The following is a 23,808-nucleotide window of genomic DNA, read 5'->3' as shown; positions in this document are numbered from 1 at the left end:
AGTTCATCCTTTCACGGAACCAAAGGTCAGGCCTCGGACGACGTAGCGGTCGAGCACGAGGAAGATCAGCATGGGCGGGATCATGGCGGCGACGGCGGCCGAGGCGATGAAGCCCCAGGTGACGCCGGCGGTGCCGAAATATTGCAGCGTGCCGACCGGCAGCGTCGTCGTGCTGCGATTGGCGAGCACCAGCGGGAAGGCCGCGTTGTTCCACGAGAACACGAAGGCGAACATCGAGGTGACGATCAGGCCCGGCATCACCATCGGAAGGATGAACTTCAGCAGGATCGTCGTCGTGCCGGCGCCGTCGATGCGGGCTGCCTCCTCGATCTCGATCGGCACCTCGTCGATGAACGAGCGCATCAGCCAGACCGAGAACGGAATGGTCAGGGTCTGCGAGATCAGGATCATCGAGAAATAGGTCCCCTTCACGCCGGCCATGCTGGCGAGGATCGAATAGGGGATCAGGAAGGCTACCGGCGGCGCCATCAGCAGGCCGAGATACCAGAGCATGATGTTCTTGCGGCCGCGGATCTTGTAGCGCGACAGCGCATAGGCCGCCGGAAACGAGAACGGCAGGTTGAGGGCGACGGCGCCGATGGCGACGATCAGGCTGTTCGCCAGCTGCGGCGCGTTGTTGCCGGGATCGAAGAAGGTGTAGCGGATCGATTCCCAGTTGGGCGTGAACGACAGCACCGGTGGCATGGCGAAATAGGTTTCCGCCGGCCGGATCGCGAGCAGCACGAACCAGAGGATCGGGCCGATGAAAACCAGGAGCAGAAGCCCCATCGCGGCATAGCCGAACAGGCGGCCGGCGACGCTTTCCGAACCTTGCATCTCAATCCCAATCCTTGAACGCGAAGAAGACGAACAGGCCGATGATCGCGTTGACGATGATCACCATCATCCAGGTCATGGCGCTGGAGAGGCCGATGTTGAAGTCGACCATGCCGGCTTGATAGAGGCTGTAGCCGAGCGTGCGGCTGGAGGTTCCGGGGCCGCCCTTGGTCAGCACCACCACCAGGTCGAACGTGTTGAAGATCTGCATGAAGCGCAGCATGACCACGATCAGCGCTGTCTTGCGGATCAGCGGCAGCTTGATGTGCAGCAGCTGCTTCCAGGGCGAGACGCCGTCGATCTTCGCCGCCTCGACGATCTCGTCGGGCACGGCGAGCAGCGCGGCATAGAGCACGATCGCGAAGAACGGCGTCCACTGCCAGATATCGGCGAACAGCACCGCCCAGAGCGCCGTCGACGGCGAGCCGAGCAGGCCGGCGGCGGGAAGGGGAATGCCGGCCGAGGTCAGCAGCCACGGGATCAGGCCGCCATTCGGATCGTACATGTAGCGGAACAGGAAGCCGACGACGATCGGCGCGATGGTGGTCGGCATGATCAGCAGCACGCGGGTCATCTTGATGCCGCGGAGCCGGCGCATCAGCAGCAGCGCGATGGCAAGGCCGAGCGTGAATTCGACCGCCGTGCCGACGAGCGTCATCATCAGCGTCGTCTTCAGCGAGTCGAGGAACATGCCGTTCGACAACGCCATTCTGTAGTTGTCGAAGCCGATGAAGCCCATCGGCGAGGGGCCCATCTGCAGGTTCCAGAAATAGAAGCTGTTCTTGAGCGCGAAGAGGAGCGGGAAGGCGATCAGCGCGACCAAAAGCAGGATCGACGGGCTGATCAGGAGCCACGGCGTATAGTCGGGCAGGCGACGCCGCGCGCGCGGCGGCGCGGCGATGGAAACAGCGGACATGGACGCTCCAATCGAAAAGAGAGCGGACGGGGGCCGGGAGGTACACCCGCCCGCTCCAGTGGAGCAAAGATCTTGGGGCTCTTTGCTCGGATCGGGATCTGCTTGGGCGGGTCTTCGTCAGCGAAGACCCGCCGCGGGCCAGGCTCAGGCGAGCGACTTGAGCAGGCTCTTGGTGGCGTCGAGCGTGTCGTTGAACGACGCCTGCTGATACGGGATCAGGAAGTTGCCCTTGAGGATCGTCTCGAAAAAGGTCGAGGTCTCCGACAGGCAGGCTTCCGGCGTCAGCTGGCCGGTCAGGACCTTGTTGAGGTTCAGGCCGTAGATGCCTTCGAGCGTCGTGTAGACCGGCACCGGCGGACGGACGATCTTGCCGTTGCCGCGTTCCAGGTCGCCGAGCTGGGCGGTCAGGTGCGGGTAGATCTTCAGCAGCTCCGCGTCCTTGTAGAGCGACGGCCGGGCGAAGTCGGAGAACTGGTAGCCATACTTGTTGTAGAGGCCCATCGCCTTCTGCGTCTTGGCCGAGGTCGCCCATTTGACGAACTGCCAGGCGGCGTCGCGATTGGCGGTGTTGGCGGTGATGCCGAGGCTGTGGCCGCCGAGCGACACGACCTGCTCGCCGGGGCCCTTGGGCAGGCGGGCCATGCCGAGCTTGTCGGCGACGACCGAGTCCTTGCCGCTCATGTAGCCGTCCTTCTTGCAAAGGTAGGCATAGGGCGTCCACCAGTAGAACATGCCGACGTCGCCCTTGGCGAAGCGCATGCCGGCGTCGAACCAGTTGTAGCCGACCGATTCAGCCGGGGCGTTCTTGTAGAGCTCGGAGAAGATCTTCAGCGCGGCAAGGTTTTCCGGGCTGTTGATGGTCGGCTGGAAGTCCCAGGCGGACGAGGCCGGGAAGTCCTTGAACCAGCGCGTGCCCATGCTGGCGGCGAGCTGCGAATACATGTGCACGACGGGGGCGGGCTGCTGGCCGGCCAGCACGGTGCCGCTCATCTTCTTGCCGTCGAAGTCCTGGCCGTTCATCTTCTGGATGGCGGCGAGGTACTGCTCCCAGGTCCAGCTGCCGTCTTCCGGCACGGCGATGCCGGCCTTCTCGGCGAAGTCCTTGCGGTAGAGCACCATCTGGCCATAGGCGGCCACCGGCAGCGTGCCGATCTGCCCGCGCCAGGTGTTCAGCGAGTAGAGCACCTCGGGGATATAGTCCTCGATATGGGTGTCGCTGTCCGCCTTGATGAACTCGTTGAGCGGGGTGATCCACTTGCTCTCGAGATACTGGCCGAGCCACATCTGGTCGACCGAGATGACGTCGGCGTCCGGTTCGTTGCTGATGAAGGACGAGGTCAGTCGCGCCTGCAGCGCCTCGAGCGAGATCGCCTCGATCTGGACCTTGACGCCGGTCTCCTGCTCGAACTGGTCCTTCAGGCCCTCGATCGCATAGTAGAACGGGTCGCCCGCCAGCAGGATGCGCAAGGTCTTGTCGGCCGCCATCGCCCGGCGCGGCAGCATGCCGCCGCCGACGGCGGCCGTCCCGGCCAGCGCCGCGCCGCCCTTCAGCAGGCTGCGCCGTGACAGATTGAAATCAGTCATGTTCCCACTCTCCTCTTGGAAGCATCGTCTGGCGCCCGGTCCCCGCCGTGCGCTCCTTGATTACCGCTCACGCCGCTTGTTGCTGCATCGCACACTTCGGTTCCCATCGAAGTCTGTCGCGGCGTGTCGATCGTCTTGTTAGTATGAGGCTCGCACAAACATTTTAACTCGTCAACGACCCCTTGTTCCGCTAAGAATTAATTCGGAGGTCGGACTGGCGGCGCGCGCATCGGGCCGGGTTTCCGTATAGGAAGCGGGGCCTGGCCGACGGGTCGCCGGCGAGCAGCACGAGGACAGATTGGAGCGCGAACCTTCCCCCCAGCGTTGGCCGATCGACGAGGAGGAGCTGTCCGGCGACGTCCGGATCGTCCCGCCCGGCCGGACGCTGCTTTCCTCCTCGATGGTCGGTTCGGCCAATCGCGGTCGCGTGCTGCAGACGCTGTTCGACCTCGGGCCGACCAGCCGGGCGGAGCTGGCGCGGCTCGCCGGCGTCAACCGCACCACGATCTCCGGCATCGTCCAGCCGCTGCTCGACCAGCAGGTGCTGGTGGAGGGCGACCCGATCCGGCCGAGCGAGGCCGGCGGCAAGCCGGCGCGACCTTTGTGGTTCTCGCCCGAAGCGCGGCCGATCTGCGGCATGATGCTGATGCCCGACGCTGTCCATACCTGCCTTGTGACGCTCGCCGGCACGATCTCGGCCGAGCACAGCGTGGCGTTTCCTCCCGACAATCCGAAGATCGGCGAGATCGAGCGGGCGATTGAGCTCTGCACGTCGCGGACGCTCGCCTCAGCCCGGCGCGAGCCGCTTGGCATCGGCGTTGCCGTCGGCGGCATGGTCGATACCGACCGTCGCGCCATCATCGCCGTCAACCTGGCGCCGGTGCTGAACGGTTTCGAACTCGGCGACATGCTGACGAGGCGCTATGGCCTGCCGGCGCTGCTCGATCACCATCCGCGCGCGCTGCTCGTCGGCGACCGCTGGTTCGGCAAGGGGCGCGGCATGCAGAATTTCGCCGCCGTCTATACCGGCGAGGTGCTGGGTTGCGCGCTCTATCTCGGCGGCCACCTCTATCGCGGCCGCAACGGGGCCGGCGGCGAACTCGGCCACACCTTCGTGCAGGTCGACGGCGCGCTCTGCGCCTGCGGCCGGCGCGGCTGCTGGGAAACGATCGCGACCGTCGGCTGGCTGCGCCGCCAGGCGCGCGCGATCGGCATCGACGCGCCCGACGAGATCAATTCGCGCCGCCTGGTGGCGCTTGCCGGCGCCGGCGTCCCCGGTGCGCGCGACCTGCTCGATCTCTATGCCCGCAACGTCGCCGTTGGCATTGCCAATTTGCAGCAGACGGTGGCGCCGAATTTCTACGTTCTGCACGGCGACGTCGTCGGCGGCGGGGAAATCATGGCGGAAGCGATTGCGGGACATGTCCGCGCCCTCGTACCATCGCGCAGCGGGGGGGAGATCAGCTTCGCGATCGGAGAGACGGAAGACCGCGCGGCATTGCTGGGCGCGGCCGGTCTTGTCCTGTCGGAGCTGCTTCAGTTTCCATTGTAGGGTTCGACGCAGGGGGAGTGCTTCATGGTCTACAAGATCGATCCGGAGATTGATCGACACTACATCGAGGAGTTCCGGCAGAAGCCGATCGGGGCGCACAGCCCCGGCCTGCAGCGCCTCCTCAACACCATGCGCCATGATCCTTCGGGCCGGCAGGTGGTGCTGGTCTGCAAGCGCCCGTTCCAGGAATGGGTGCTCGGCCTGATGCCGGCCGACCGGCGCGAGCCGATCGCGATCGAGGACGGGCCCGTCTTCACCGACATCGAAGAGGCGGAATGGGAAGTCTTCCGTCGCCGCTGGCGCCTTTTGACAGGCGAAAGCATCAATCGGCCGCTGCGCGACTGATCCTCCCCGTTCGAACAGCCGGTCGCTGCCACAGCGATCCCGTTTCATGCGCCAATCTGGACTTCATTCCATGCTCAAGATCGTCGGCTATCCGGACCGTTACAGCGTCGCCCCGGGCGAGGAGATCGCTTTCAAGATTTCGCTCGAGGAGGGCGACACGTTCGAGGCCCGGCTGGTCCGCGTCGTCAATGGCGACTGCAATCCCGCCGGCCCCGGCCTGAAGTTTCCCCATATCCCGACCGAGATCGACGGTGTTCACGCCGGCAAGCCGCAGCGCATCGACGCCGGCTCCTACATGATCGCATCCGACCTGCCGGCGATTGCTTCGCGGACCTTCTCCTTTCTCGGCTTCGTCTGGCCGACGCTGCCGAAGCGCGGCGAGCAGGTGATCGCGGCGCAGTGGGACCCGGCGACGCAGGCCGGCTTCCAGATCGGCATCGGCGATGAAGGTCGGTTGTCGCTCACGGTCGGCGATGGCGCCGGCGGCACGGAAACGGTCCGCGTCGATCATCCGATGCTGGAGCGGCAGTGGTACCAGATCGCCGTCACCTTCGATCCCGCCAGCGGCGAGGTCACGCTCGACCAGCGTCCGCTCATCCCCTTCGCGGTGATCCGCGACCACGGCCAGTATCGTGGCCGCATCCGCCTCGCGGTGCAGGCGCCGGCGACAGCGTTCCTGCTCGCCGGACGGCCGGAGGCCGATGGCACCGTCGGCCATCATTTTGATGGCAAGATCGATGGGCCGATCCTGCTTTCCGGCATCCGCACCCATGCCGATCATGACGGCCTGCTCGCAGGCACCGCGCCGCACGACGTCGAGGTCGCGCGCATCGCGCATTGGGATTTCTCACGCGAGATCGAGAGCGTCACCGCCGTCGATGTCGGCCCGTTCGGCCGCCATGGCCGGCTGATGCAGATGCCGGCCCGCGCCATGAAGGGCCACAACTGGACCGGCGAGGAACAGGCATGGCCGAGGAAGCCCGAGCATTACGGTGCGGTGCATTTCCACCATGATGACGTCTATGACGCGGCCTGGGAGACCTCGGTCTCGCTGACGATCCCGGACGATCTGAGGAGCGGCGCCTATGCGCTGCACGCCTGGTCCGGCGACAGCGACGAGACCGCGACCCGCGAGGCCTATATTCCGTTCTTCGTCCGCCCACCGCGCGACAAGGCGAAGCGCGGCAAGCGTCCGCCCGTACTCGTGCTGGCGCCGACCATGTCCTACCTGTCCTATTGCAACCACGCCGAACACATTACCGCGCGGGGAGCTGAACGGCAGATGGGCCGGCTGCTCACCTTCGGCCATACCGACCTCTACATGTATGACCATCCCGAGCTCGGCGGCTCGCATTACGACACCCATGCCGATGGCTCGGGCGTCTGCTATTCGAGCCGTCTCCGGCCGAACCTCAACTTCTCGCCGCGCTATCATTCCTGGCTCGGCGGTCCCGGCTCGGCGCTCTACCAGTACAATGCCGACACGCACCTGTTCGACTGGCTCGAGCACAAGGGCGTCGACTACGACCTGATCACCGACGAGGACCTGCACGAAGAGGGCTACGACCTCCTCGCCGATTATCGCATCGTCATCACCGGCACCCACCCCGAATACCATTCGACGGCGATGTGGGACGGCATGAAGGCATGGATCGATCGCGGCGGCCGGCTCATGTATATGGGCGGCAATGGCTGGTACTGGCGTATCGGCTTCCACAAGACAGAGCCGGGCGTCATCGAGGTCCGCCGCGCCGAGGACGGCATCCGCACCTGGGCGGCCGAGCCCGGCGAATATTACCAGTCGTTCAATGGCGAGTTCGGCGGCCTCTGGCGGCGCATCGGCCGTGCGCCGAACGTCATGGCCGGCGTCGGCTTCATCGCCCAGGGCTTCGACATCTCGACCTTCTACCGGCGCGCGCCGGACGCGGACAATCCGCGCGCGGCCTTCATCTTCAAGGACGTTCCGGACGAGATCATCGGCGATTTCGGCCTGGTCGGCGGCGGTGCGGCCGGCATCGAGCTCGACTGCATCACCCCCAATCTCGGCGGTCCACCCAACATGCTGCGGCTCGCCTCGTCGGACGGCCACAGCGCCATGATGATGCTGGTGAACGAGGAGTTTGGCGTGGTGCCGCCCAATCTCGGCGGCGACCAGAACGAGCGCGTCCACGCCGACCTCGCCTTCGGCGAGACGCCCTCGGGCGGCGCGCTGTTCGCCACCTCGTCGATCGCCTGGTGCGGCTCGCTCTCGCACAATGACTATGACAACAACGTCTCGCGCATTACCTGGAACGTGTTGGAGCGCTTCCTCGACGAGACGCCGTTCGTCTAGGCGACACAGCGCGACGGCGGCGGAATATTGCCCCGCCGTCGCGCCGCATTCCGCTCAGCCGGCGAGCACCTGCTTCAGGCTGGCGAGCGTGTCGGTCGTCGGCTTGTATTCGAGGCCGACGAGGCCCGGATAGCCGTTCGCTTCAAGCCAGGCGACGCGGGCCTGCCAGTCGAGCTTGCCGGTGCCCGGCTCGTGCCGGCCCGGCGTGTCGGCGAGATGCACATGCGCCACCCGGTCGATCCGGCCGGCGAGCACCTCGGCGATTGCTTCCGACATCACGGCCGAATGGTAGATGTCGTAGAGGATCTTGATTTCGGGCCGGCCGATCTCGTCGACGATGTCGAGCCCTTCGACGGTCGAGGGCAGGAAATAGCCGACATGGTCGACCAGCGTGTTGAGCGGCTCGACCGCGAGCGTCACGCCGGAATCGGCGAGGATCTCGGCTGAACGGGCAAGTCCCTCCGTCAGCGCCACCCGCTGTTCGGCGCGCGTCCGGCCCGGCAGGTCGGCGCCCGCCTGCACGATCAGCACGGGCGCGCCGAGCCGCCTCGCGACATCGATCGACGCCTTCAGGCCTTCGAGGAATTCGCCATGCTTGGCCGGGTCCGTGAGCGGCACCATCGGTTCGGCGACGAAACCGGCGACCTTCATCCCGGTTTCGTCGAGCGCGGCGGCGATGGCGTCGATATCCTTGTTGCGCCAGTGCCAGAACTCGACGGCGGCAAGGCCGGCCTGGCTGGCGAGACGGATTCGGTCGGCGAAATCGGGCGCTTCGGCTTTGAAGAGCCATTCGAGGCAGGCTGAATATTTCATGGACCTGTCAATCGGGATGGAGAGGGCAGGGCGGGCCGGCTCTTGCCGGTTCGAACGCCGCCGACGATAGCCGCGCGGTCCTGCCGGCTCAATCGCCCTCCGGGCAAATCGCTGCCGTAGCGGAACGGAATCGCGCTCCCGTCGTTGGACTCCTCGTTCGTGCCCGCCCGGCCGCGGGCGCGATCGTGTCGGTGTGGCGTGGGAGTGCGGAAAATGGCTCCGAGGGCGGTATGGAAGGGCTATCTCAAGGTCTCCGAGATCATCTGCCCGGTGGCGCTGCACACCGCCGCCTCGACCTCGGAGCGCATCGCCTTCCACACGCTGAACCGCGCCACCGGAAACCGCATCCGCCGGCAGTTCGTCGACGAGGCGAGCGGCAAGCCGGTCGAGAGCGACGACCAGATCAAGGGCTATGAGATCGCGCCGGGCGACTATGTCGAGATCGACCCGGAGGAGATCGCCGCGGCGCAGCCGGACAGCGACAAGACGCTCGACGTCGAGGCCTTCGTCAGGCTGGACGACGTTGACGATGTCTATTTCGACCGGCCCTACTACCTGACACCCGGCGACCGGGCGGCGCTGGAGGCTTTCGTGCTGATCCGCGACGGTATGCGCGGGAGCGGCGCGGCGGCGATCGCCCGCGCGGTGCTGTTCCGGAAGATGCGTAGCGTGCTGATCCGGCCCGACGCGGAAGGGCTGGTCGCGACGACGCTCAGCTTCGACTACGCCATCCGCCCGGCGCGCGAGGCCTTCGACCCGATACCGAAGCTGAAGATCGAAGGCGAGATGCTGCAACTCGCCAAGCACATCATCGACACCAAGCGCGGAACCTTCGAACCCGCCGCCTTTCAGGACCGCTACGAGGCGGCGCTGGCCGAGCTTGTGAAGGCCAAGCTCGAGGGCAGGACCTTCGTGGCGCCACAGCCGCGCAAGGCCGCCAAGGTGGTCGATCTGATGGCGGCGCTGCGCGAGAGCGCCGGGGTGGCGAAGCCTGCCGCCAAGGTCGCTAAACCGGCCGCCAAATCGGATTCGACCAAGCCGGTGACCGCCCGGTCTGGCAAGCCGGCACGGGGCAAGGCGGCGGTGCCGCACCGCAAGGCGAGCTGAGATGGCCGCACCGCTCGAGGCCTATCGCAGCAAGCGCGATTTCAAGGTCACGCCGGAACCGGCCGGACGCAAGGCAACCGGGACGCCCGACAAGTCCAGGACCGCCAAGGCGGCGACGCCCGCGCTGAGCTTCGTCATCCAGAAGCACGACGCGACGCGGCTGCACTACGATTTCCGCCTGGAGATGGACGGAGTCCTGAAGAGCTGGGCCGTCACTCGGGGGCCGAGCCTCGACCCGGCCGAAAAGCGCCTCGCCGTGCATGTCGAGGACCATCCGCTCGAGTATGGCGGCTTCGAGGGCACGATCCCCAAGGGCGAGTATGGCGGCGGCACGGTCATTCTCTGGGATCGTGGCACCTGGGTGCCGGTCGGCGATCCACACCGGGGCTATGCCAAGGGCCATCTCGAATTCGAGCTGAAGGGCGAGAAGCTGCATGGCCGCTGGCATCTGGTGAAGATGCAGGGAAGGCCGCGCGAGAAGCGCGAGAACTGGCTGCTGATCAAGGCCGAGGACGACGCCGCCCGGCCGCCCGGCGCGCCGGATATTCTCGACGAGATGCCGGATTCGGTGAAGACCGGCCGCGCCATCGCCGATGTCGAGGACGAGGCGCCCGGCTGGTCGTCGAGAACCGGCAGGATCGACAGGAAGCGGGCGAAGCCCGCCGCCAGGACGAAACCGGAGCCTGTCGCCGAGGCGGCGCACCCGCCACCGCTGACCGATCCCGCGACGCTGAAGGGCGCGAAGAAGGCGGCGATGCCGGCTTTCGTCGAGCCGGCGCTGGCGTCGCCGGCCGATGTCCCGCCGGCCGGAAGGCGCTGGATCCATGAGATCAAGTTCGACGGCTACCGCCTGCAGGCGCATGTCGCGGCCGGCCGCGTCAAGCTCCTGACCCGGACGGGGCTCGACTGGACGAAGAAGTTCGGCAAGGAGATCGTCGCGGCCCTGCAGGCGCTCCCGATCGGCACGGCGCTGCTCGATGGCGAACTGGTGGTCGAGACGGCGAACGGCGCGTCGGACTTCTCCGCCCTGCAGGCCGATCTGAGCGAGGGGCGTTCCGATCGGTTCGTCTTCTACGCCTTCGACCTCCTCTATCTCGATGGCTATGACCTGCGTGAGCTGCCGCTTTCCGAGCGCAAGCAGCTTCTGGCGCAGGTCGTGGCGCAGGCGGCGCCGCTCATCCGCCTGAGCCAGCATTTCGAGGAGGACGGCGCGGTGGTGTTTCGCCATGCGAGCCGGCTCGGGCTGGAGGGCATCGTCTCGAAGGTCCTGGATTCCCCCTATCGCTCCGGTCGCGGCAAGAGCTGGCTCAAGGTGAAGGGTTCGGCGCGGCAGGAATTCGTCATCGGCGGCTATGTGCCGTCCACCACCTCGCGCCGCGCCATCGGTTCGCTGGTGCTCGGCGTGCAGGCGGATGGCGCGTTGCAGCCCGTCGGCCGCGTCGGCACCGGCTTTTCCGCCCGGGTGGCGGAGGATCTGTTCCAGACGCTCGAACGGATGCGGATTTCCGCCAGCCCGTTCGGACGCGCCCTGACGGCGGAGGAGGGGCGGCAGGTGCGCTTCGTCCGGCCCGAACTGGTGGCCGAGGTCGAGTTCCGCGCCTGGACGGCGGATGGTCATCTCCGCCATGCGTCGTTCCGCGGACTGCGCGAGGACAAGCCGGCCGGCGAGATCACCCGGGAGAGGGCTGATATGGACAAGAAGCCGGCAAGGAAGACGCCTGCGACGGCCGAGCCTCCGCCCGCAAGCGTCAAGCTTACCCACCCCGACCGGGTCTACTGGCCGGACGCCGGCGTCACCAAGCAGGGTCTCGCCGACTATTATGCCGAGGTCTGGCCGCACATCGCGCCCTTCATCACCCACCGGCCGCTGTCGCTGCTGCGCTGCCCGAGCGGCATCACCGGCGAGCAGTTCTTCCAGAAGAATGCCTGGAAGGGGCTGAACGAGGCGATCGTGCTGGTCGACGATCCCGCGACGAAGGCGGTCGAGCAGTTGATCAGCATCGAGACCCTCGACGGGCTGATCGCGCTGGTGCAATCGGCGGTGCTGGAAATCCACCCCTGGGGCTCGACCGTCGACGCCTGGGAAAAGCCGGACATGATCATCATGGACCTCGACCCGGGCGAGGGCGTCGGCTGGGAGCGGGTGATCGAGGCGGCGCAGGAGGTGCGGCAGCGGCTCGCCGATGCCGGGCTCGCCGCCTTCGTCAAGACATCCGGCGGCAAGGGGCTGCACGTGGTGGCGCCGCTGAAGCCGAAGGCGGAATGGCCGGAGATCAAGGCCTTCACCAAGGGGCTCGCCGACGCGATGGCTTCCGACAGTCCCGACCACTATGTCGCGACGATCACCAAGGCGAAGCGGCCGGGCAAGATCCTGATCGACTATCTGCGCAACCAGCGCGGCCAGACGGCGGTGGCGCCCTATTCGACGCGGGCCCGCGCCGGCGCGCCCGTCTCGGCGCCGCTTGCCTGGGAGGAACTGAGCCCGGCGATCGGCCCGGCCTATTTCACCGTGCTCAACCTGCCGACCCGGCTCGCCTCGCTCGGGTCGGACCCCTGGGCCGATTTCCGCACGGCGGCGAAGCCGCTGGAACTTGGCGCGGCGGCGAAGAAGAAGGGCGGCGGCAAGTAACGCCGGTCGCCTGGCTCATGGCAGAAAGACTCTCACCCTAACCCTCTCCCGCCCGCGGGAGAGGGGACCAGGTGCGTATACGGACGCGCTGTTGATGAGGGGCAAGGCAAAAAAAAAGCCCTCTCCCGCGGGCGGGAGAGGGTTGGGTGAGAGGCTGCTTGAAGGCTTACTTCACCGCGCCGGCGGTGAGGCCCTTGACGATGTAGCGCTCGAGGAAGATGCCGACGATGGCGAGCGGGGCGATCGCCGCCGTCGAGAGCGCCGCCATCGACCACCAGTTGATGCCCTGCGAGCCGGTCTGGCTCGCCACCATCACGGGCAGCGTATTGGCGTTGGTCGAGGTCAAAAGCGCCGCGAAGAAATACTCGTTCCAGCAAAGCACCACCGACAGGATGAAGGCGGCGACCATGCCGGGCAGCGAGATCGGCAGCACGATGCGCAGGAACGCGCCCCAGGTCGAGCAGCCGTCGACCAGCGCCGCCTGCTCGAGTTCGACCGGGATGCCGCGGAACTGGTCGCGCATGATCCAGATCACGATCGGCAGCACCATTAGCGTATAGACGACGATCAGGCCGATGCGGGTGTCGAGCAGCGCCAGCTCCTTGTAGAGAACGAGGAACGGCATGGCGAGCACGACCGGCGGCAGGATCAGCTGCGACAGGAAGAAGAACGAGATGTCGCGGTTGCGCCAGATCGCGAACTTGTAGTCGAAGCGGACCAGGCCATAGGCGGCGAGCGAGCCGAGGATGACGGCCAGCAGCGAGGCGCCGATCGACATGATGGCCGAGTTCATGAAGCGCTTCATGAACTCCTCGCGCACCGTCGAGGTGTTGAAGATCGTGTCCGGCGACAGGCCGATCGAGCGCCAGCCGCGCCAGTCGGGCGTGTAGTCGACGAAGGGGATCAGATGGCCCTGGGTGACGTCGACGGCGACCTTGAAGGAGGTCGTGATCGTCCAGTAGATCGGGAACAGCGCGATGAAGGTCCACAGCAGCAGCAGGCCGTAGATCGCCACCTTGCCGGCGATGCGCTTGGTGTTGCTGGCGAACTCGCTCGGCGGCTCGCGATAGGCCTGGTAGCGGGTGGCCATGGCGGTTTGTGCTTTCATGCTCATGCTTTCACACCCTTGGCCACTATCCGGTCACCCGCTTCATCCAGCGGCTCGAACCCCAGAGCAGCAGGGCGATGAAGATGGCGATCAGGATGAAGTAGAACTCGGCCACCATGGTGCCGTAGCCGACGTTCGAACGGTCGCGATATTCGCGGAAGATGAAGCTCGACACCGTGTCGGTCGAGCCGCCGGGGCCGCCGGAGGTCACGGTGATGACGATGTCGGCGAGCTTCAGCTGGAAGATGATGCGGATGATGACGGCGGTGATCGAGACCGGCAGCATCAGCGGGAAGATGATCTGCCAGAAGGTGCGCCAGCCATTGGCGCCGTCGACCTTGGCCGCCTCGAGGATCTCCTTCGGCAGGGCCTGAAGGCCGGCGAGGAGGAGGATCATCACGAACGGAATCCAGACCCAGGCGTCCATCGCCATGATCGAGAAGCGGGCGATCCAGGGCGAGGCGAAGAAGGCCGGGTTCTCCCAGCCGAGATGGCGGGCGAGCGTCGCGGCCGGGCCGAAGCGGTATTCCATCAGCGACTTGCCGACCATCCAGCCGACGGCGACCGGGCTCAGCATGAACGGCATCAGGAAGGCGACGCGGAAGAACTTTCGCGCGCGGATTTCGGCGTTGAGGAGCAAAGCGAGGCCGAAGGCGATCGCATACTGGACCAGCACGGCGAGGACGTAAAAGCCCATGTTGCGCAGCGCGTTCCAGAAATAGCCGTCATGCATCAGCGCCCAGAAATTGGCGAGGCCGTTGAACGAGCGGCCCTCGAACGAGGCGAGGTTCCAGTCGGTGAAGGCGATGTAGAGACCGGCGACGGTCGGGAAGATCACCACCGCGACCGTGAACAGGATCGCCGGCAGCACGAACAGGGCGCGCTTTCCCCCTTCGCCGCGGATCATCACCTGGCCGACGCCGAGCGCCACGCCCCAGGCGAGATAGGCGTAGAGGACCGGCCGCCAGTTGGCGAAACCGGATTCCGTCTGGCCGGCGGCATAGAGGCCTTGGTAGAGGGCGATGGCGCCAAGCGCGATCGTCGCCAGCGTGATCAGCCATTTTCCGGCCGTGCGGCGTCCCTCGGGAATGTCATGCGCAGCAACGAGATCCTGCGGCGCGGCCACTGTCGACGTCTGCATTGTTGTCCGCTTCGTCAAGGAGCGTCGCGACGACGCTCATAGAAATAAACCGGCTGGCGACGCGTGCGCCGCCAGCCCTGAAGGATCCACAGGCCAGGCCCTCGATGCGAAGGCCCGGGCAGGACCGGCCAGCCCGAAGACTGGCCGGGTTCCATTGGCTCAGAGGCCGAGCGAGGCCTTGTAGAGTTCGATCTGCTTCTCGCGGCCGATCTGGTCGGTCAGCTTCTCCCAGGCGGCGGCGATCTTGTCGGCGCCTTCCTGGGCGGTGTTCTGGCCGGCGAAGGTCTTGGCCAGTTCGTCCTCGGCGATCGAGTAGTACTGGAAGATGCCCGGGATGCGCGGCTCGATCGCCGCGTTCGGGTGGTTGTAGCTGTCCTTGTTGGCGTTCAGGTATGCGGTGATGAACGCCTCGTCGTAGCCGGCGGCGACCCACTCCGGGATGTTGAACTGGCTGTTCCGGTAGGGCTGGAAGCCCGACGGGTAGGCCGACATCCAGAGCGCGATGTCCTTGCCGCCGAGATGGGCGGCGGCGGACCAGGCCGCCTTCTTCTTCTTCTCGTCAGCGTCGACACGCGACATCACGTAGACGCCCCAGCCGAGGAAGGCCATGTTCGGCGCGTAGTTCGGGCCGGAGGCGAGCTTGTCCCACTGACCGGTCTTGGCGTTGTAGACGTCGTCCGAGCCCGGCAGGATCGAGAAGCCGGTGACGTCGCCGACGACCGAGGTGTCGCTGGTCTTGGCGTTGGAGCCGACGTCGCCCCACCAGGAGACCATCGAACCGGTGCCGCCCAGGAACTGCTGGAAGGCGGTGGTGTTCGGGTCGGCGTTGATCTGGTCGGCCGGCTCCGACGGCAGCGCGTCGATCACGTCCTGGATGGCGCGCACCCAGGCCGGATTGTTGACGCGCGGCTTCATCGTGTCGGCGTCGAACAGCCAGGCCTTGTCGTCGGGATGCTTGGCATAGGCGGTGGCGCGGCTGCCGAGGAAGTAGAAGCCGAAACCGCCCCAGGCCTTCGGCGCATCCAGGTAGCCATAGGCGTCCTGGCCGTTGATCTTCTTGCCCTTGAGGAACTTGGTGGCGGCCTGAACCTGCTGCCAGGTCTTCGGCACGCCCCATTCGCCCTCGTGGCCCTCGTCCTTCCAGGCCTTGGCCAGGTCGGCGTCGGAGAAGACGTCGGTGCGGTGGTTGAAGGTATGGCAGTCGCCGTCGATCGAGACGCGGTAGGTCTTGCCGTTCCAGGTGCCGACCGGCGCCTTGAGGTAGCCGACATAGTCGTCCATGTCGATCTGGGCCTTGACCCAGTCCGGCATCTCGGAAGCGAGGCCCTTGCCGCAGACGTCGCCCTCGAAGGGAGCGCCCATCTCGATCACGTCGAAGTCGACGGTGCCGGTGGCGATCGACTGCTGCAGGCGGGCGTTGTAGTCGGCCTGGGCGAGATCGATCCAGTTGATCTTGGCGCCGGTATAGGCCTCCCACGGCTTCAGGAAGCCGCGGAACAGCATGTTGTGCAGGTTCTGGTTGTTGAGGCCCATGAAGGTCAGCTCAACGCCGGCGAACTCGCCTTCCTTGACGTTCTTCTTGGTGGCGTCGAGCACGAGCTCGCCGACCTTCTGCCAGTCGGCATCGGTGGGCGAACCGGCGCCGACGCCCGGGATCTGCAGCAGCTTGGCGCGGAAATCGGCGTCCTGCGCCATCGCCGGCGTCGCGAACAGGCTGGAACCGCTCATGCCGAGCGCGCCGGTGGCGGCGAGCGCGCCGAGACCCGCGGCGCCCTTCAGCAGGCCGCGGCGGCTGGTCTGCCACTTCTGGTACCGATCGTAATCCTGCGTCTTCATGAAAATCCTCCCGATTTCAATGATGCTACGGTGCTAGCCGCTGCCGGCGCCGGACCGTCTGACGGTTCGTCCGGCGAGCGCGCCCATGCACCCGGATGCGCGAACGATTGCGTATCCACTCCCTCCGCACCGCTTTCCGCGGTGCAAACCCCTCTCCGCCGAGGTCGCTTGCTCCCTGCGCCCGTCTGCGGTGCAACAACAAAAGCGACAATTCCCGGCGCCGTCAACGGATAAGTTTTTCTTCCCTGCATTTGATGTTTCACAGATGAAAAATCTTAAAGCCACGGAAGATCGACTATCTAGGTCCATGATTTTATGGTCCGGACCCGGATCCGCAGTGTTTCGGCCCGGCGCCGGCCAAGGCCGGCACCGGAACTTTCGTCGTCAGGCGCCGGTCGCCTCGAGCAGGGCCTCCGCCTCCGCCCGCGACGGCATGGACGGCGCCGTGCCCGGCCGCGTCACCGAGATGCCGGCGACGGCGCAGCCGAAGCGGGCCGCCTCGACCGGGTCGGCCCCGCGCGCCAGCGCCGCCGCGAAGCCGCCGTTGAACGCGTCGCCGGCGCCGGCCGTCTCGACCACGGGGCCGGCATTGACCGCCGGGATGTGGATGGACGCGTCGCGGCCGTGCAGCAGCACGCCGGCCTCGCCGAGCGTGATCAGCGCCGTGCCGACGCCCTTGGCGAGCAGCGCGTCGCCGGCCTTGCGGGCGCTGGCGAGGTCGGTGACGGCGATGCCGGTCAGCAGCGCCGCCTCGCTCTCGTTGGGTGTGACATAGTCGCAGAGCGCGTAGATCGCGTCGTCGAACTCTTCTGCCGGCGCCGGGTTGAAGATGGTCGTCACCCCCGCCGCCCGCGCGATTTCCAGTCCGCGCCGCGCGGCGGGAACCGGCTGTTCGAGCTGGGTGATGAAGACGGCGGCCGAGCGGATCGTATCCGCCGACGCCTCGACATCCTCGGCGCTGATGGTCGCGGCAGCGCCCGGCACGACGATGATGGCGTTTTCGCCGGACGTCTCGTTCACATAGATGAAGGCGGCGCCGGTCGGCTGTTCCTCCATCTGGGTGACTTCAGCCGTGATGCCTTCTGCCCGCCAGGTGTCGAGCGCGATGGCGCCAAAGGCGTCCTTGCCGATCTTGGACAGGAAGGTGACGGGCGTCCCGGCCCGGGCCGCCGCGACGGCCTGGTTGGAGCCCTTGCCGCCCGGGCCCATCTTGAAGCCGGCACCGGCGATCGTCTCGCCGATGCCGGGCATCCGGCCGGCGCGAAAGGCGAGGTCCGCCACGAAGATACCGAGAATGGCGACGCCGCGCCTCGTATCCGCCATGTCCTGCCTCCGCTCAGCGAGCGTCGGGCGGAATGACGCCCTTTTTCAGGATGAAGCAGCCATAGAACCGGCGCTCTCCAGTCTGGATGACGCAATAGGCGTTGCGGGCGCGCTCGTAGAAATCGAAGCGCTCGATCGAGCCCATCGGCCAGGAGCGGCCTTCGGCGGCGTCGATCTCGGCCTGCACTTCCTTCTGCACGTCGGGAAGCTGGTCGGGGCTGCCGACGATCTCCATCCGTAGCGCCGGCTGCTCGACGAAGCTGTCGAGCGGCAGCACGGAAAGGATGGCGCGGGCCGCCTCGGCGGCCGAGACATTGTCGATGCGCAGCAATTCGCCCAGCACGGTCTCGCGCGCCACGGCATCGGCCGGGAAGTTGGTGTCGCAGATGACGAGGTCGTCGCCATGTCCCATCGCCCTCAGGGCATAGAGCACGTCCGCGTTCAGAAGCGGGTTGATCGATTTCAGCATCAAGTTCCTCCTGCACGGCCGTCCGCTGCTGCGGATCCTCCTCCGGCCGTCTCTCCGATCGTCCCGGCAGTCTAGCGTGACATTGGCGGTGGCGGGAATGGGGCGAGCGCCATTTCGGGACCGACTCAGGGCCCCGAAACACAAAAAAATCGGCAGCTTCCGTGGCTTCGCAGCACGTTCGAGCGCAGGTCTTGGAACGGGCCACAAAGGTGCGCCGGCTGTCGGCGCGACCTTCCGGGGCGCGGTCGCTTGCCCTCAGTCGCCGGCGAGACGCTGCCAGGGCGACGAGGCGAGCTTCTGCGAGATCTCCGCGGTCGCCTCTTTCAGCCGCTCGATCAGGCGCGGGCGGATCTCCGCCGTCACGCGCCGCTCCGGCGCCGAGATGCTGATCGCCGCGACGGGGTAGCCGCTCTCGTCGAGGATGGCGACGCCCATGCACATCGTGCCTTCCTCGTTTTCGCCGATCTCGATGGCGACGCCGGTCGCCGCCGCCTCGACCAACTGCTTCTCGATCGTCTTCAGCTGGGTGATGGTCCGGAGCGTGCGCTGCGGCAGCGCGTCGGAGAGAAGCTGCGTCCGCTCGTCCAGTGGCAGTTGCGCCAGGATCGCCTTGCCGAGCGCCGTCGAATGGACCGGATCGCGGCTGCCGATCCGCGCCTGCATGCGCAGCGCCCGCGTCGATTCGATGATGTCGATATAGACGACGTGGTTGTCGGCCAGCACCGCGAGATTGGTCGTCTCGTTGAACTCGCGGTTGATCTCTGTCAGCGCCGGCAGCGCGCATTCGCGCAGCCGCTGGATGCTCTTGTCGGCGGTGGCGAGGGCCCGGAAGCGGATGCCGACGCTGTAGCGGTCGCGATTGGCGTCATAGGTCAGGAAGCCGGCGGCGCTCAGCGTGCGCAGGTAGCGGAACACGCTGGTCTTCGGCAGGCCCAGCTCGCTGGCGATCGTCGTCAGCGAGGCCGGGTGACCCTTCTGGGCGATGGCGTCGAGCACCTTCAGCGCCTTCAGGACCGGGCCGACAATGTAGCGGTCGTCCTGTTCCATGCTCATGGCCTGCCCCTCCGTCCTCGCTTGCGTCGGCCGGAAGCTAGCTTTTTTCCGCCCCGCGAAACAAGCGCTCGTTTACATGAAACGGGGCTTCTGGCTTGGTGCTGCGATACCAAGCAGAGGAGCTAGCGTTGACCATCCACAACCAGGCGGCCAGTACTGCCACCGCGACCGCCGAGGCCTCGGCGCCGTTGCGTTTCGAGCGTTCGGTCGAGGAAATCCGCCGCAATTCGCAGTGGATCGCCGGCGGCGTCAACAGCAATTTCCGTATGAACATCTCGCCGACGCCGCTCGTCTTCGAGAAGGCGGAAGGTCCTTACCTGTTCGATGTCGATGGCAACCGGCTGATCGACTACTACCTCGGCATGGGGCCGATGATCCTCGGCCACAATCCGCAGGCGCTGACCGACGCCGTCACCGAGCAGATGAAGCACGGCATCCTGTTCGGCGGCCAGTCGCCGGTCGAGGCCGAGGCCGCCCGCCTGGTCTGCGAGCTGGTTCCCTGCGCCGAGCGCATGCGCTTTGCCTCGTCGGGCTCCGAGGCCGACCAGGCCGCGCTGCGGCTCGCCCGCGCCGCCACCGGCCGCGAGGTGATCATCAAGTTCGAAGGCCATTACCATGGCTGGTTCGACAACGTGCTGTGGTCGACGGCGCCGCCGCTCGACGCCGCCGGCCCGGCCGACAAGCCGGTGCCCTTCGCCGGCAGCAAGGGCCAGCTGCCGCAGTCGATCGCCGGTCTCGAGGTCCTGCCCTGGAACAATCTCGAGCTGCTGCAGCAACGGCTCGCCAAGGGCGATGTCGCCGGCGTCATCATGGAAGCGACCATGTGCAACGCGGGCGCCATCCATCCGGCCCCCGGCTATCTGGAAGGCGTGCGCGAGGCCTGCACCAGGGCCGGCACCATCCTGATCTTCGACGAGGTGATCACCGGCTTCCGCCTCGGCGCCGGCGGCGCGCAGGCGCATTTCGGCGTCACGCCGGACCTCGCCACCTTCGGCAAGGCAATCGCCAACGGCTTCCCGGTCGCTGCGATCGCCGGCCGGGCCGACCTGCTCGACATGTTCGTGACGGGCGGCGTCGTGCATGGCGGCACCTATAATTCGCAGCCGCTGTCGATGGCCGCCACCGTCGCCTCGCTGAAGTCGCTGACGCCGGAGCTCTACGCCACCATCGACCGCAACGGCACGCGCCTGATGGAGGGCATGCGCGCCGTCTTCGCCAGGGCCGGCGTCAAGGCGGTCGTTACCGGCTATCCGCAGATCTTCCATGTCGCCTTCGGCCTCGACGCGCCGGCGAAGGACTATCGCGATCTCGCCCGCTCCGACAAGAAGGCCTATGTCGCCTTCACCACCGCCCTCTTGCAGCGCGGCGTCCGCGCGCTGGAACGCGGCGCCTGGTTCATGTCGGTCACGCATGATGAGTCGGTCGTGGACGCGACGCTTGCCGCCGTCGAGGGCGCCGTCGGCGAGCTCAAGGGAAGGGGCATTCTCTAAGCCGCTGGGGGCGTTCCGAAAATTCCACCAGGCGAAACGCGGCGCCATTGCTTTGCATCGGCCCGCAAGGGACGCTGTGTTCCACACCATAGGATCCGCGGGGCGGAGAAGCCGGAATCTACCGGTCTCGCACCGCGGAATCCTGAGGCCTTCCGGGCAGGCGGAGCGCAATCCGCCGCCCGGCTTTGTTCCAACGTGGTGCGGCCGGGAAAATCCGTGGATTGGCCGCGCCACCTCAAAGAGGGGAAGTAGATGCGTTCTTCTGCATGGAAGGTTGTCGCCGGACTGGGCGCCGTTTCTGTGGCTCTGGCCTTCACCCAGGCGGCGCAGGCCGCCGGCAAGCTCCAGGAAGTCCTGAGCCGTGGCAAGCTGGTGGTTGGCACCGGCAGCACCAATCCGCCGTGGCATTTCCGCGACGAGAACGGCGAATTGGTCGGCTTTGACATCGACATCGCCAAGATCATCGCCAAGGGCCTGTTCGACGACGACACCAAGATCGAGTTCGTCAACCAGGCGTCGGATGCCCGCATCCCGAACATCGTCACCGACAAGGTCGACATCTCGTGCCAGTTCATCACCGTGACGGCCGCCCGCGCCCAGCAGGTCGCCTTCACCGTTCCCTACTATCGCGAGGGCGTCAGCCTGATGATGGTTTCGGGCGGCAAATATCCGGATTATGCGGCGCTGAAGGCCGCCGGCAACGCGGTGACCGTCTCCGTGCTGCAGAACGTGTTCGCCGAGGACATGGTCCACGCCGCCCTGCCGGAAGCGAAGGTCGACCAGTTCGAGAGCGTCGATCTCATGTACCAGGCGCTGAATTCCGGTCGCGCCGATGCTGCCGCCACCGACACCTCGTCGCTCGCCTACTATATGAAGCAGAACGAGGGCCGCTACGTCGACTCGGGCTTCAGCTGGAACCCGCAGACCTATTCCTGCATCGTCAAGCAGGGCGATCCGGACTGGCTGAACTTCGTCAACATCGCGCTGCGCGAGTCGATGACCGGCACGACGTTCCCGACATACAAGGCGGCGTTCGAGCGCTGGTTCGGCGTGTCGCCGCCCGCGCCGACGATCGGTTTCCCGGCTGAATTCCGCTAAGTCCGGACCGTTCACGTCGTGAACTACACGCTGCACTTCGGTGCCGTCTGGGCGAGCTTCGACCATTTGTTGTCGGGGCTCGCCATCGGACTGGCTCTGGCCGTCGCCGCCGTGGCGGTCGGCGTCGTCATCGGACTGCTGTCGGCCTTTGCCAGCGTGTCCAGGTCGCGTCTGCTGCGCGCGATCAGCGGGACCTATGTCCTGCTGATCCGCAACATTCCGTTGCTGGTCCTGGTGCTGCTCGTCTATTTCGCGCTGCCCGCCACCGGCATCCGGCTCGATAAATATGAGAGCTTCATCGGCTCGCTGGCGCTCTATGCCGGCGCCTATCTGACCGAGGTGTTCCGAGCGGGCCTCCTTTCCGTGCCGAAGGGGATCGTCGAGGCGGGTCGGGCGATCGGCCTGACGCGGATGCAGACCAATCTCTCGGTCGTCATGCCGGTGATGCTGCGCAATTCGCTGCCCTCGCTCGGCAACACCTTCATCGGCATGTTCAAGGACAGCTCGATCGCCGCCGCGATCGCCATTCCCGAGCTCACCTTCGAAGCGCGCAAGATCAATGTCGATACGTTCCGCGTCGTCGAGACATGGACGGTCGCGAGCGGCCTCTACATCGTCGCCTGCTTCACGATTGCCGCCCTGCTGCGCCGGCTCGAACGCCGCTTCCCCAAGTTCTGACCGGGGCATCCGATGGACGCTTTTCTCGCCCAGCTCTGGATCGCCCGATGGCCGCTCTTCGACGGCTTCCTGATGACATTGGGCATTTCGGTCGGCTCGATCGTGCTTGGCACGATCCTCGGCTGCATCGTCGGCATCCAGCTCGTCTTCGCGCCGCTCTGGCTGCGCTTTCCGTTCCGCATCTATGTCGACCTGATGCGCGGCACGCCGCTTCTGGTCCTCATCCTCGCCGCCTTCTATGTGCCGGCCGTGCTGGGGCTCTCGCTCTCGGCGGCGCAGGCCGGCACGCTGGCGCTCGGCCTCTTCGCCGGTGCCCACATCGGCGAACTGGTGCGCGGCTCGCTGCAGGCGATCCCGCCCGGCCAGATCGAGGCGGGTCGCTCCATCGGCCTCACCTTCCCGCAGATTCTTGGCAGCGTGCTGCTGCCGCAGGCGCTGCGCACGTCGCTGCCGCCCTGGATCAACACCGGCGTCGAGCTGATCAAGGGCTCCAGCCTGCTTTCGATGATCGGAGTCGGCGAGCTGCTCTTGAAGACGCAGGAAGTGATCGGCCGCAACTTCATGACCATTCAATTCTATGTCTTTGCCGGCATCGTCTACCTGGTCGTCAATATCGCCCTGGACATGCTCGGCAAGTCGATGGAACGCCGCCTCGGAGCCCGCCTATGACCCAGACTGAAACCCAGCGGCCTCTGCTCGACATCCGGGGCCTCAGGAAGAATTTCGGCGCCGTGGAAATCCTCAAGGGCGTCGACCTCAGCCTGCGCCCCAGGGACGTCGTCTCGATCATCGGCTCCAGCGGCTCCGGCAAGACGACTCTGCTGCGCTGCGTCAACCTGCTGGAGGAGTTCCAGGGCGGCGACATCGTGCTCGACGGCGAGACGATCGGCTACAAGACGGTCGGTGGCAAGCGCGTCCGCCTGCGCGACGCCGAGCTGTCGCGCCAGCGCGCCATGACCGGCATGGTGTTCCAGAGCTTCAACCTGTTTCCGCACCTCTCCGCTGCCGGCAATGTCATGCTCGGCCTGCGCAAGGTGAAGAGGCTCGGCAAGGACGAAGCCTTCGCCATCGCGGAGAAATGGCTCTCCCGCGTCGGCCTCGGCGCCCGGCTCAACCACTATCCGAGCCAGCTTTCCGGCGGCCAGCAGCAACGCGTGGCGATCGCCCGCGCGCTTGCCATGAACCCGAAGCTGGTGCTGCTCGACGAGGTGACTTCCGCGCTCGATCCGGAACTGGTGCAGGAAGTGCTGACCACCATCAAGGGCATCGCCGACGACGGCGCCACGCTGCTGATCGTCACGCACGAGATGCGCTTCGCCCGCGAGGTTTCCAGCCGCATCGTCTTCATGGAGCAGGGCCGGATCGCCGAGGAGGGCACGCCGGAGGAGATCTTTGGCGCAGGCCGCAGCCAGCGCCTGAACGAATTCCTGAAGAGCTCGCGCCACTGAGCGGCCGAGTGCTTCAACGCCGGGACAATCGAAGCGGGTGCCCCTTGGG

The 23,808-nt window shown here is 66.4% G+C and carries 20 protein-coding genes; 10 read left to right on the top strand and 10 right to left on the bottom strand.

All coding sequences use genetic code 11. The features are described from left to right. Positions 1 to 3 precede the first annotated feature (3 nt). From WFK98_RS24365 to WFK98_RS24355, 3 genes are all read right to left on the bottom strand, one after another. The gene (locus tag WFK98_RS24365; RefSeq protein WP_266337175.1) at positions 4 to 837 is read right to left on the bottom strand and encodes a carbohydrate ABC transporter permease; all 834 of its coding nucleotides are present in this window, start codon (positions 835 to 837) and stop codon (positions 4 to 6) included. A 1-nt stretch (position 838) separates the two neighbouring features. Next, on the bottom strand, positions 839 to 1,753 hold the full coding sequence (locus tag WFK98_RS24360; RefSeq protein ID WP_266337176.1) for a carbohydrate ABC transporter permease: 915 nt from the start codon (positions 1,751 to 1,753) through the stop codon (positions 839 to 841). Between the two features lie 144 nt (positions 1,754 to 1,897). Next, positions 1,898 to 3,337 carry an extracellular solute-binding protein gene (locus WFK98_RS24355; RefSeq protein ID WP_336802093.1) on the bottom strand — a complete coding sequence of 480 codons (1,440 nt, stop codon included), beginning with the start codon at positions 3,335 to 3,337 and terminating at the stop codon, positions 1,898 to 1,900. 298 nt (positions 3,338 to 3,635) lie between these two features. Between WFK98_RS24355 and WFK98_RS24350 the strand changes: the two genes are divergently transcribed. From WFK98_RS24350 to WFK98_RS24340, 3 genes are all read left to right on the top strand, one after another. Continuing rightward, on the top strand, positions 3,636 to 4,889 hold the full coding sequence (locus tag WFK98_RS24350) for an ROK family protein (protein WP_277614105.1): 1,254 nt from the start codon (positions 3,636 to 3,638) through the stop codon (positions 4,887 to 4,889). Positions 4,890 to 4,913: 24 nt separating this feature from the next. Continuing rightward, the gene (locus WFK98_RS24345) at positions 4,914 to 5,234 is read left to right on the top strand and encodes a hypothetical protein (RefSeq protein WP_266337178.1); all 321 of its coding nucleotides are present in this window, start codon (positions 4,914 to 4,916) and stop codon (positions 5,232 to 5,234) included. Between the two features lie 70 nt (positions 5,235 to 5,304). Beyond that, complete coding sequence (locus WFK98_RS24340; protein ID WP_336802092.1) at positions 5,305 to 7,566, top strand: N,N-dimethylformamidase beta subunit family domain-containing protein; 2,262 nt, start codon at positions 5,305 to 5,307, stop codon at positions 7,564 to 7,566. 54 nt (positions 7,567 to 7,620) lie between these two features. Here the strand turns inward: WFK98_RS24340 and WFK98_RS24335 are convergent, their stop codons facing one another. Continuing rightward, positions 7,621 to 8,379, bottom strand: a complete 759-nt coding sequence (locus tag WFK98_RS24335) for a hydroxypyruvate isomerase family protein (RefSeq protein WP_336802091.1) — start codon at positions 8,377 to 8,379, stop codon at positions 7,621 to 7,623. Positions 8,380 to 8,592: 213 nt separating this feature from the next. On the opposite strand from WFK98_RS24335, the gene ku reads away from it, so the two are divergent. Together ku and ligD are read left to right on the top strand one after the other, a co-directional pair. Beyond that, complete coding sequence (gene ku / locus WFK98_RS24330; protein WP_336802090.1) at positions 8,593 to 9,486, top strand: non-homologous end joining protein Ku; 894 nt, start codon at positions 8,593 to 8,595, stop codon at positions 9,484 to 9,486. Position 9,487: 1 nt separating this feature from the next. Further along, positions 9,488 to 12,115, top strand: a complete 2,628-nt coding sequence (gene ligD / locus WFK98_RS24325; RefSeq protein ID WP_336802089.1) for a DNA ligase D — start codon at positions 9,488 to 9,490, stop codon at positions 12,113 to 12,115. Positions 12,116 to 12,281: 166 nt separating this feature from the next. On the opposite strand, the gene WFK98_RS24320 is transcribed toward ligD, so the two are convergent. From WFK98_RS24320 to WFK98_RS24295, 6 genes are all read right to left on the bottom strand, one after another. Then, positions 12,282 to 13,223, bottom strand: coding sequence for a carbohydrate ABC transporter permease (locus WFK98_RS24320; protein WP_266337183.1), 942 nt, complete (start codon positions 13,221 to 13,223; stop codon positions 12,282 to 12,284). A 25-nt stretch (positions 13,224 to 13,248) separates the two neighbouring features. Then, complete coding sequence (locus tag WFK98_RS24315) at positions 13,249 to 14,364, bottom strand: carbohydrate ABC transporter permease (protein ID WP_336802088.1); 1,116 nt, start codon at positions 14,362 to 14,364, stop codon at positions 13,249 to 13,251. Positions 14,365 to 14,523: 159 nt separating this feature from the next. Next, positions 14,524 to 16,200, bottom strand: a complete 1,677-nt coding sequence (locus WFK98_RS24310; protein ID WP_266337185.1) for a sugar ABC transporter substrate-binding protein — start codon at positions 16,198 to 16,200, stop codon at positions 14,524 to 14,526. 384 nt (positions 16,201 to 16,584) lie between these two features. Then, on the bottom strand, positions 16,585 to 17,523 hold the full coding sequence (rbsK, locus tag WFK98_RS24305; protein WP_336802087.1) for a ribokinase: 939 nt from the start codon (positions 17,521 to 17,523) through the stop codon (positions 16,585 to 16,587). A 13-nt stretch (positions 17,524 to 17,536) separates the two neighbouring features. Continuing rightward, positions 17,537 to 17,992, bottom strand: coding sequence for an RbsD/FucU family protein (locus WFK98_RS24300; protein ID WP_266337187.1), 456 nt, complete (start codon positions 17,990 to 17,992; stop codon positions 17,537 to 17,539). Positions 17,993 to 18,247: 255 nt separating this feature from the next. Continuing rightward, a complete protein-coding gene (locus WFK98_RS24295; RefSeq protein WP_336802086.1) occupies positions 18,248 to 19,045 on the bottom strand; it encodes an IclR family transcriptional regulator in 798 nt (265 codons plus the stop codon). A gap of 128 nt (positions 19,046 to 19,173) precedes the next feature. Between WFK98_RS24295 and WFK98_RS24290 the strand changes: the two genes are divergently transcribed. From WFK98_RS24290 to WFK98_RS24270, 5 genes are all read left to right on the top strand, one after another. Then, positions 19,174 to 20,535: an aspartate aminotransferase family protein gene (locus WFK98_RS24290; RefSeq protein ID WP_336802085.1), complete on the top strand. Its 1,362-nt coding sequence runs from the start codon at positions 19,174 to 19,176 to the stop codon at positions 20,533 to 20,535. 252 nt (positions 20,536 to 20,787) lie between these two features. Further along, positions 20,788 to 21,633 (top strand): transporter substrate-binding domain-containing protein, encoded by an 846-nt coding sequence (locus WFK98_RS24285; protein ID WP_266337190.1) that lies wholly within the window; start codon positions 20,788 to 20,790, stop codon positions 21,631 to 21,633. 18 nt (positions 21,634 to 21,651) lie between these two features. Further along, positions 21,652 to 22,311 (top strand): amino acid ABC transporter permease, encoded by a 660-nt coding sequence (locus WFK98_RS24280; RefSeq protein WP_336802084.1) that lies wholly within the window; start codon positions 21,652 to 21,654, stop codon positions 22,309 to 22,311. Between the two features lie 12 nt (positions 22,312 to 22,323). Further along, positions 22,324 to 22,980: an amino acid ABC transporter permease gene (locus WFK98_RS24275; RefSeq protein ID WP_336802083.1), complete on the top strand. Its 657-nt coding sequence runs from the start codon at positions 22,324 to 22,326 to the stop codon at positions 22,978 to 22,980. Further along, entirely contained in the window at positions 22,977 to 23,759 is a 783-nt protein-coding gene (locus tag WFK98_RS24270; RefSeq protein WP_336802082.1) for an amino acid ABC transporter ATP-binding protein, read from the top strand. Before WFK98_RS24275 ends, WFK98_RS24270 begins: the two co-directional genes overlap by 4 nt. The last annotated feature ends 49 nt before the right edge of the window (positions 23,760 to 23,808 follow it).

Source organism: Kaistia sp. MMO-174, from assembly GCF_037147815.1.
Taxonomy (GTDB): Bacteria; Pseudomonadota; Alphaproteobacteria; order Rhizobiales; family Kaistiaceae; genus Kaistia; species Kaistia nematophila.
This window is presented reverse-complemented; position numbering and strand designations above follow the sequence as displayed.

What these genes read in the sequence shown, in the direction of transcription:
- rbsK (WP_336802087.1), bottom strand. Translation starts at nt 17,523, where the DNA reads ATGGCGGATACGAGGCGCGGCGTCGCCATTCTCGGTATCTTCGTGGCG.
- WFK98_RS24360 (WP_266337176.1), bottom strand. Translation starts at nt 1,753, where the DNA reads ATGTCCGCTGTTTCCATCGCCGCGCCGCCGCGCGCGCGGCGTCGCCTG.
- WFK98_RS24275 (WP_336802083.1), top strand. Translation starts at nt 22,324, where the DNA reads ATGGACGCTTTTCTCGCCCAGCTCTGGATCGCCCGATGGCCGCTCTTC.
- WFK98_RS24355 (WP_336802093.1), bottom strand. Translation starts at nt 3,337, where the DNA reads ATGACTGATTTCAATCTGTCACGGCGCAGCCTGCTGAAGGGCGGCGCG.
- WFK98_RS24315 (WP_336802088.1), bottom strand. Translation starts at nt 14,364, where the DNA reads ATGCAGACGTCGACAGTGGCCGCGCCGCAGGATCTCGTTGCTGCGCAT.
- WFK98_RS24335 (WP_336802091.1), bottom strand. Translation starts at nt 8,379, where the DNA reads ATGAAATATTCAGCCTGCCTCGAATGGCTCTTCAAAGCCGAAGCGCCC.
- WFK98_RS24340 (WP_336802092.1), top strand. Translation starts at nt 5,305, where the DNA reads ATGCTCAAGATCGTCGGCTATCCGGACCGTTACAGCGTCGCCCCGGGC.
- WFK98_RS24285 (WP_266337190.1), top strand. Translation starts at nt 20,788, where the DNA reads ATGCGTTCTTCTGCATGGAAGGTTGTCGCCGGACTGGGCGCCGTTTCT.
- WFK98_RS24295 (WP_336802086.1), bottom strand. Translation starts at nt 19,045, where the DNA reads ATGAGCATGGAACAGGACGACCGCTACATTGTCGGCCCGGTCCTGAAG.
- WFK98_RS24320 (WP_266337183.1), bottom strand. Translation starts at nt 13,223, where the DNA reads ATGAAAGCACAAACCGCCATGGCCACCCGCTACCAGGCCTATCGCGAG.
- ku (WP_336802090.1), top strand. Translation starts at nt 8,593, where the DNA reads ATGGCTCCGAGGGCGGTATGGAAGGGCTATCTCAAGGTCTCCGAGATC.
- WFK98_RS24310 (WP_266337185.1), bottom strand. Translation starts at nt 16,200, where the DNA reads ATGAAGACGCAGGATTACGATCGGTACCAGAAGTGGCAGACCAGCCGC.
- WFK98_RS24270 (WP_336802082.1), top strand. Translation starts at nt 22,977, where the DNA reads ATGACCCAGACTGAAACCCAGCGGCCTCTGCTCGACATCCGGGGCCTC.
- WFK98_RS24365 (WP_266337175.1), bottom strand. Translation starts at nt 837, where the DNA reads ATGCAAGGTTCGGAAAGCGTCGCCGGCCGCCTGTTCGGCTATGCCGCG.
- WFK98_RS24345 (WP_266337178.1), top strand. Translation starts at nt 4,914, where the DNA reads ATGGTCTACAAGATCGATCCGGAGATTGATCGACACTACATCGAGGAG.
- WFK98_RS24300 (WP_266337187.1), bottom strand. Translation starts at nt 17,992, where the DNA reads ATGCTGAAATCGATCAACCCGCTTCTGAACGCGGACGTGCTCTATGCC.
- ligD (WP_336802089.1), top strand. Translation starts at nt 9,488, where the DNA reads ATGGCCGCACCGCTCGAGGCCTATCGCAGCAAGCGCGATTTCAAGGTC.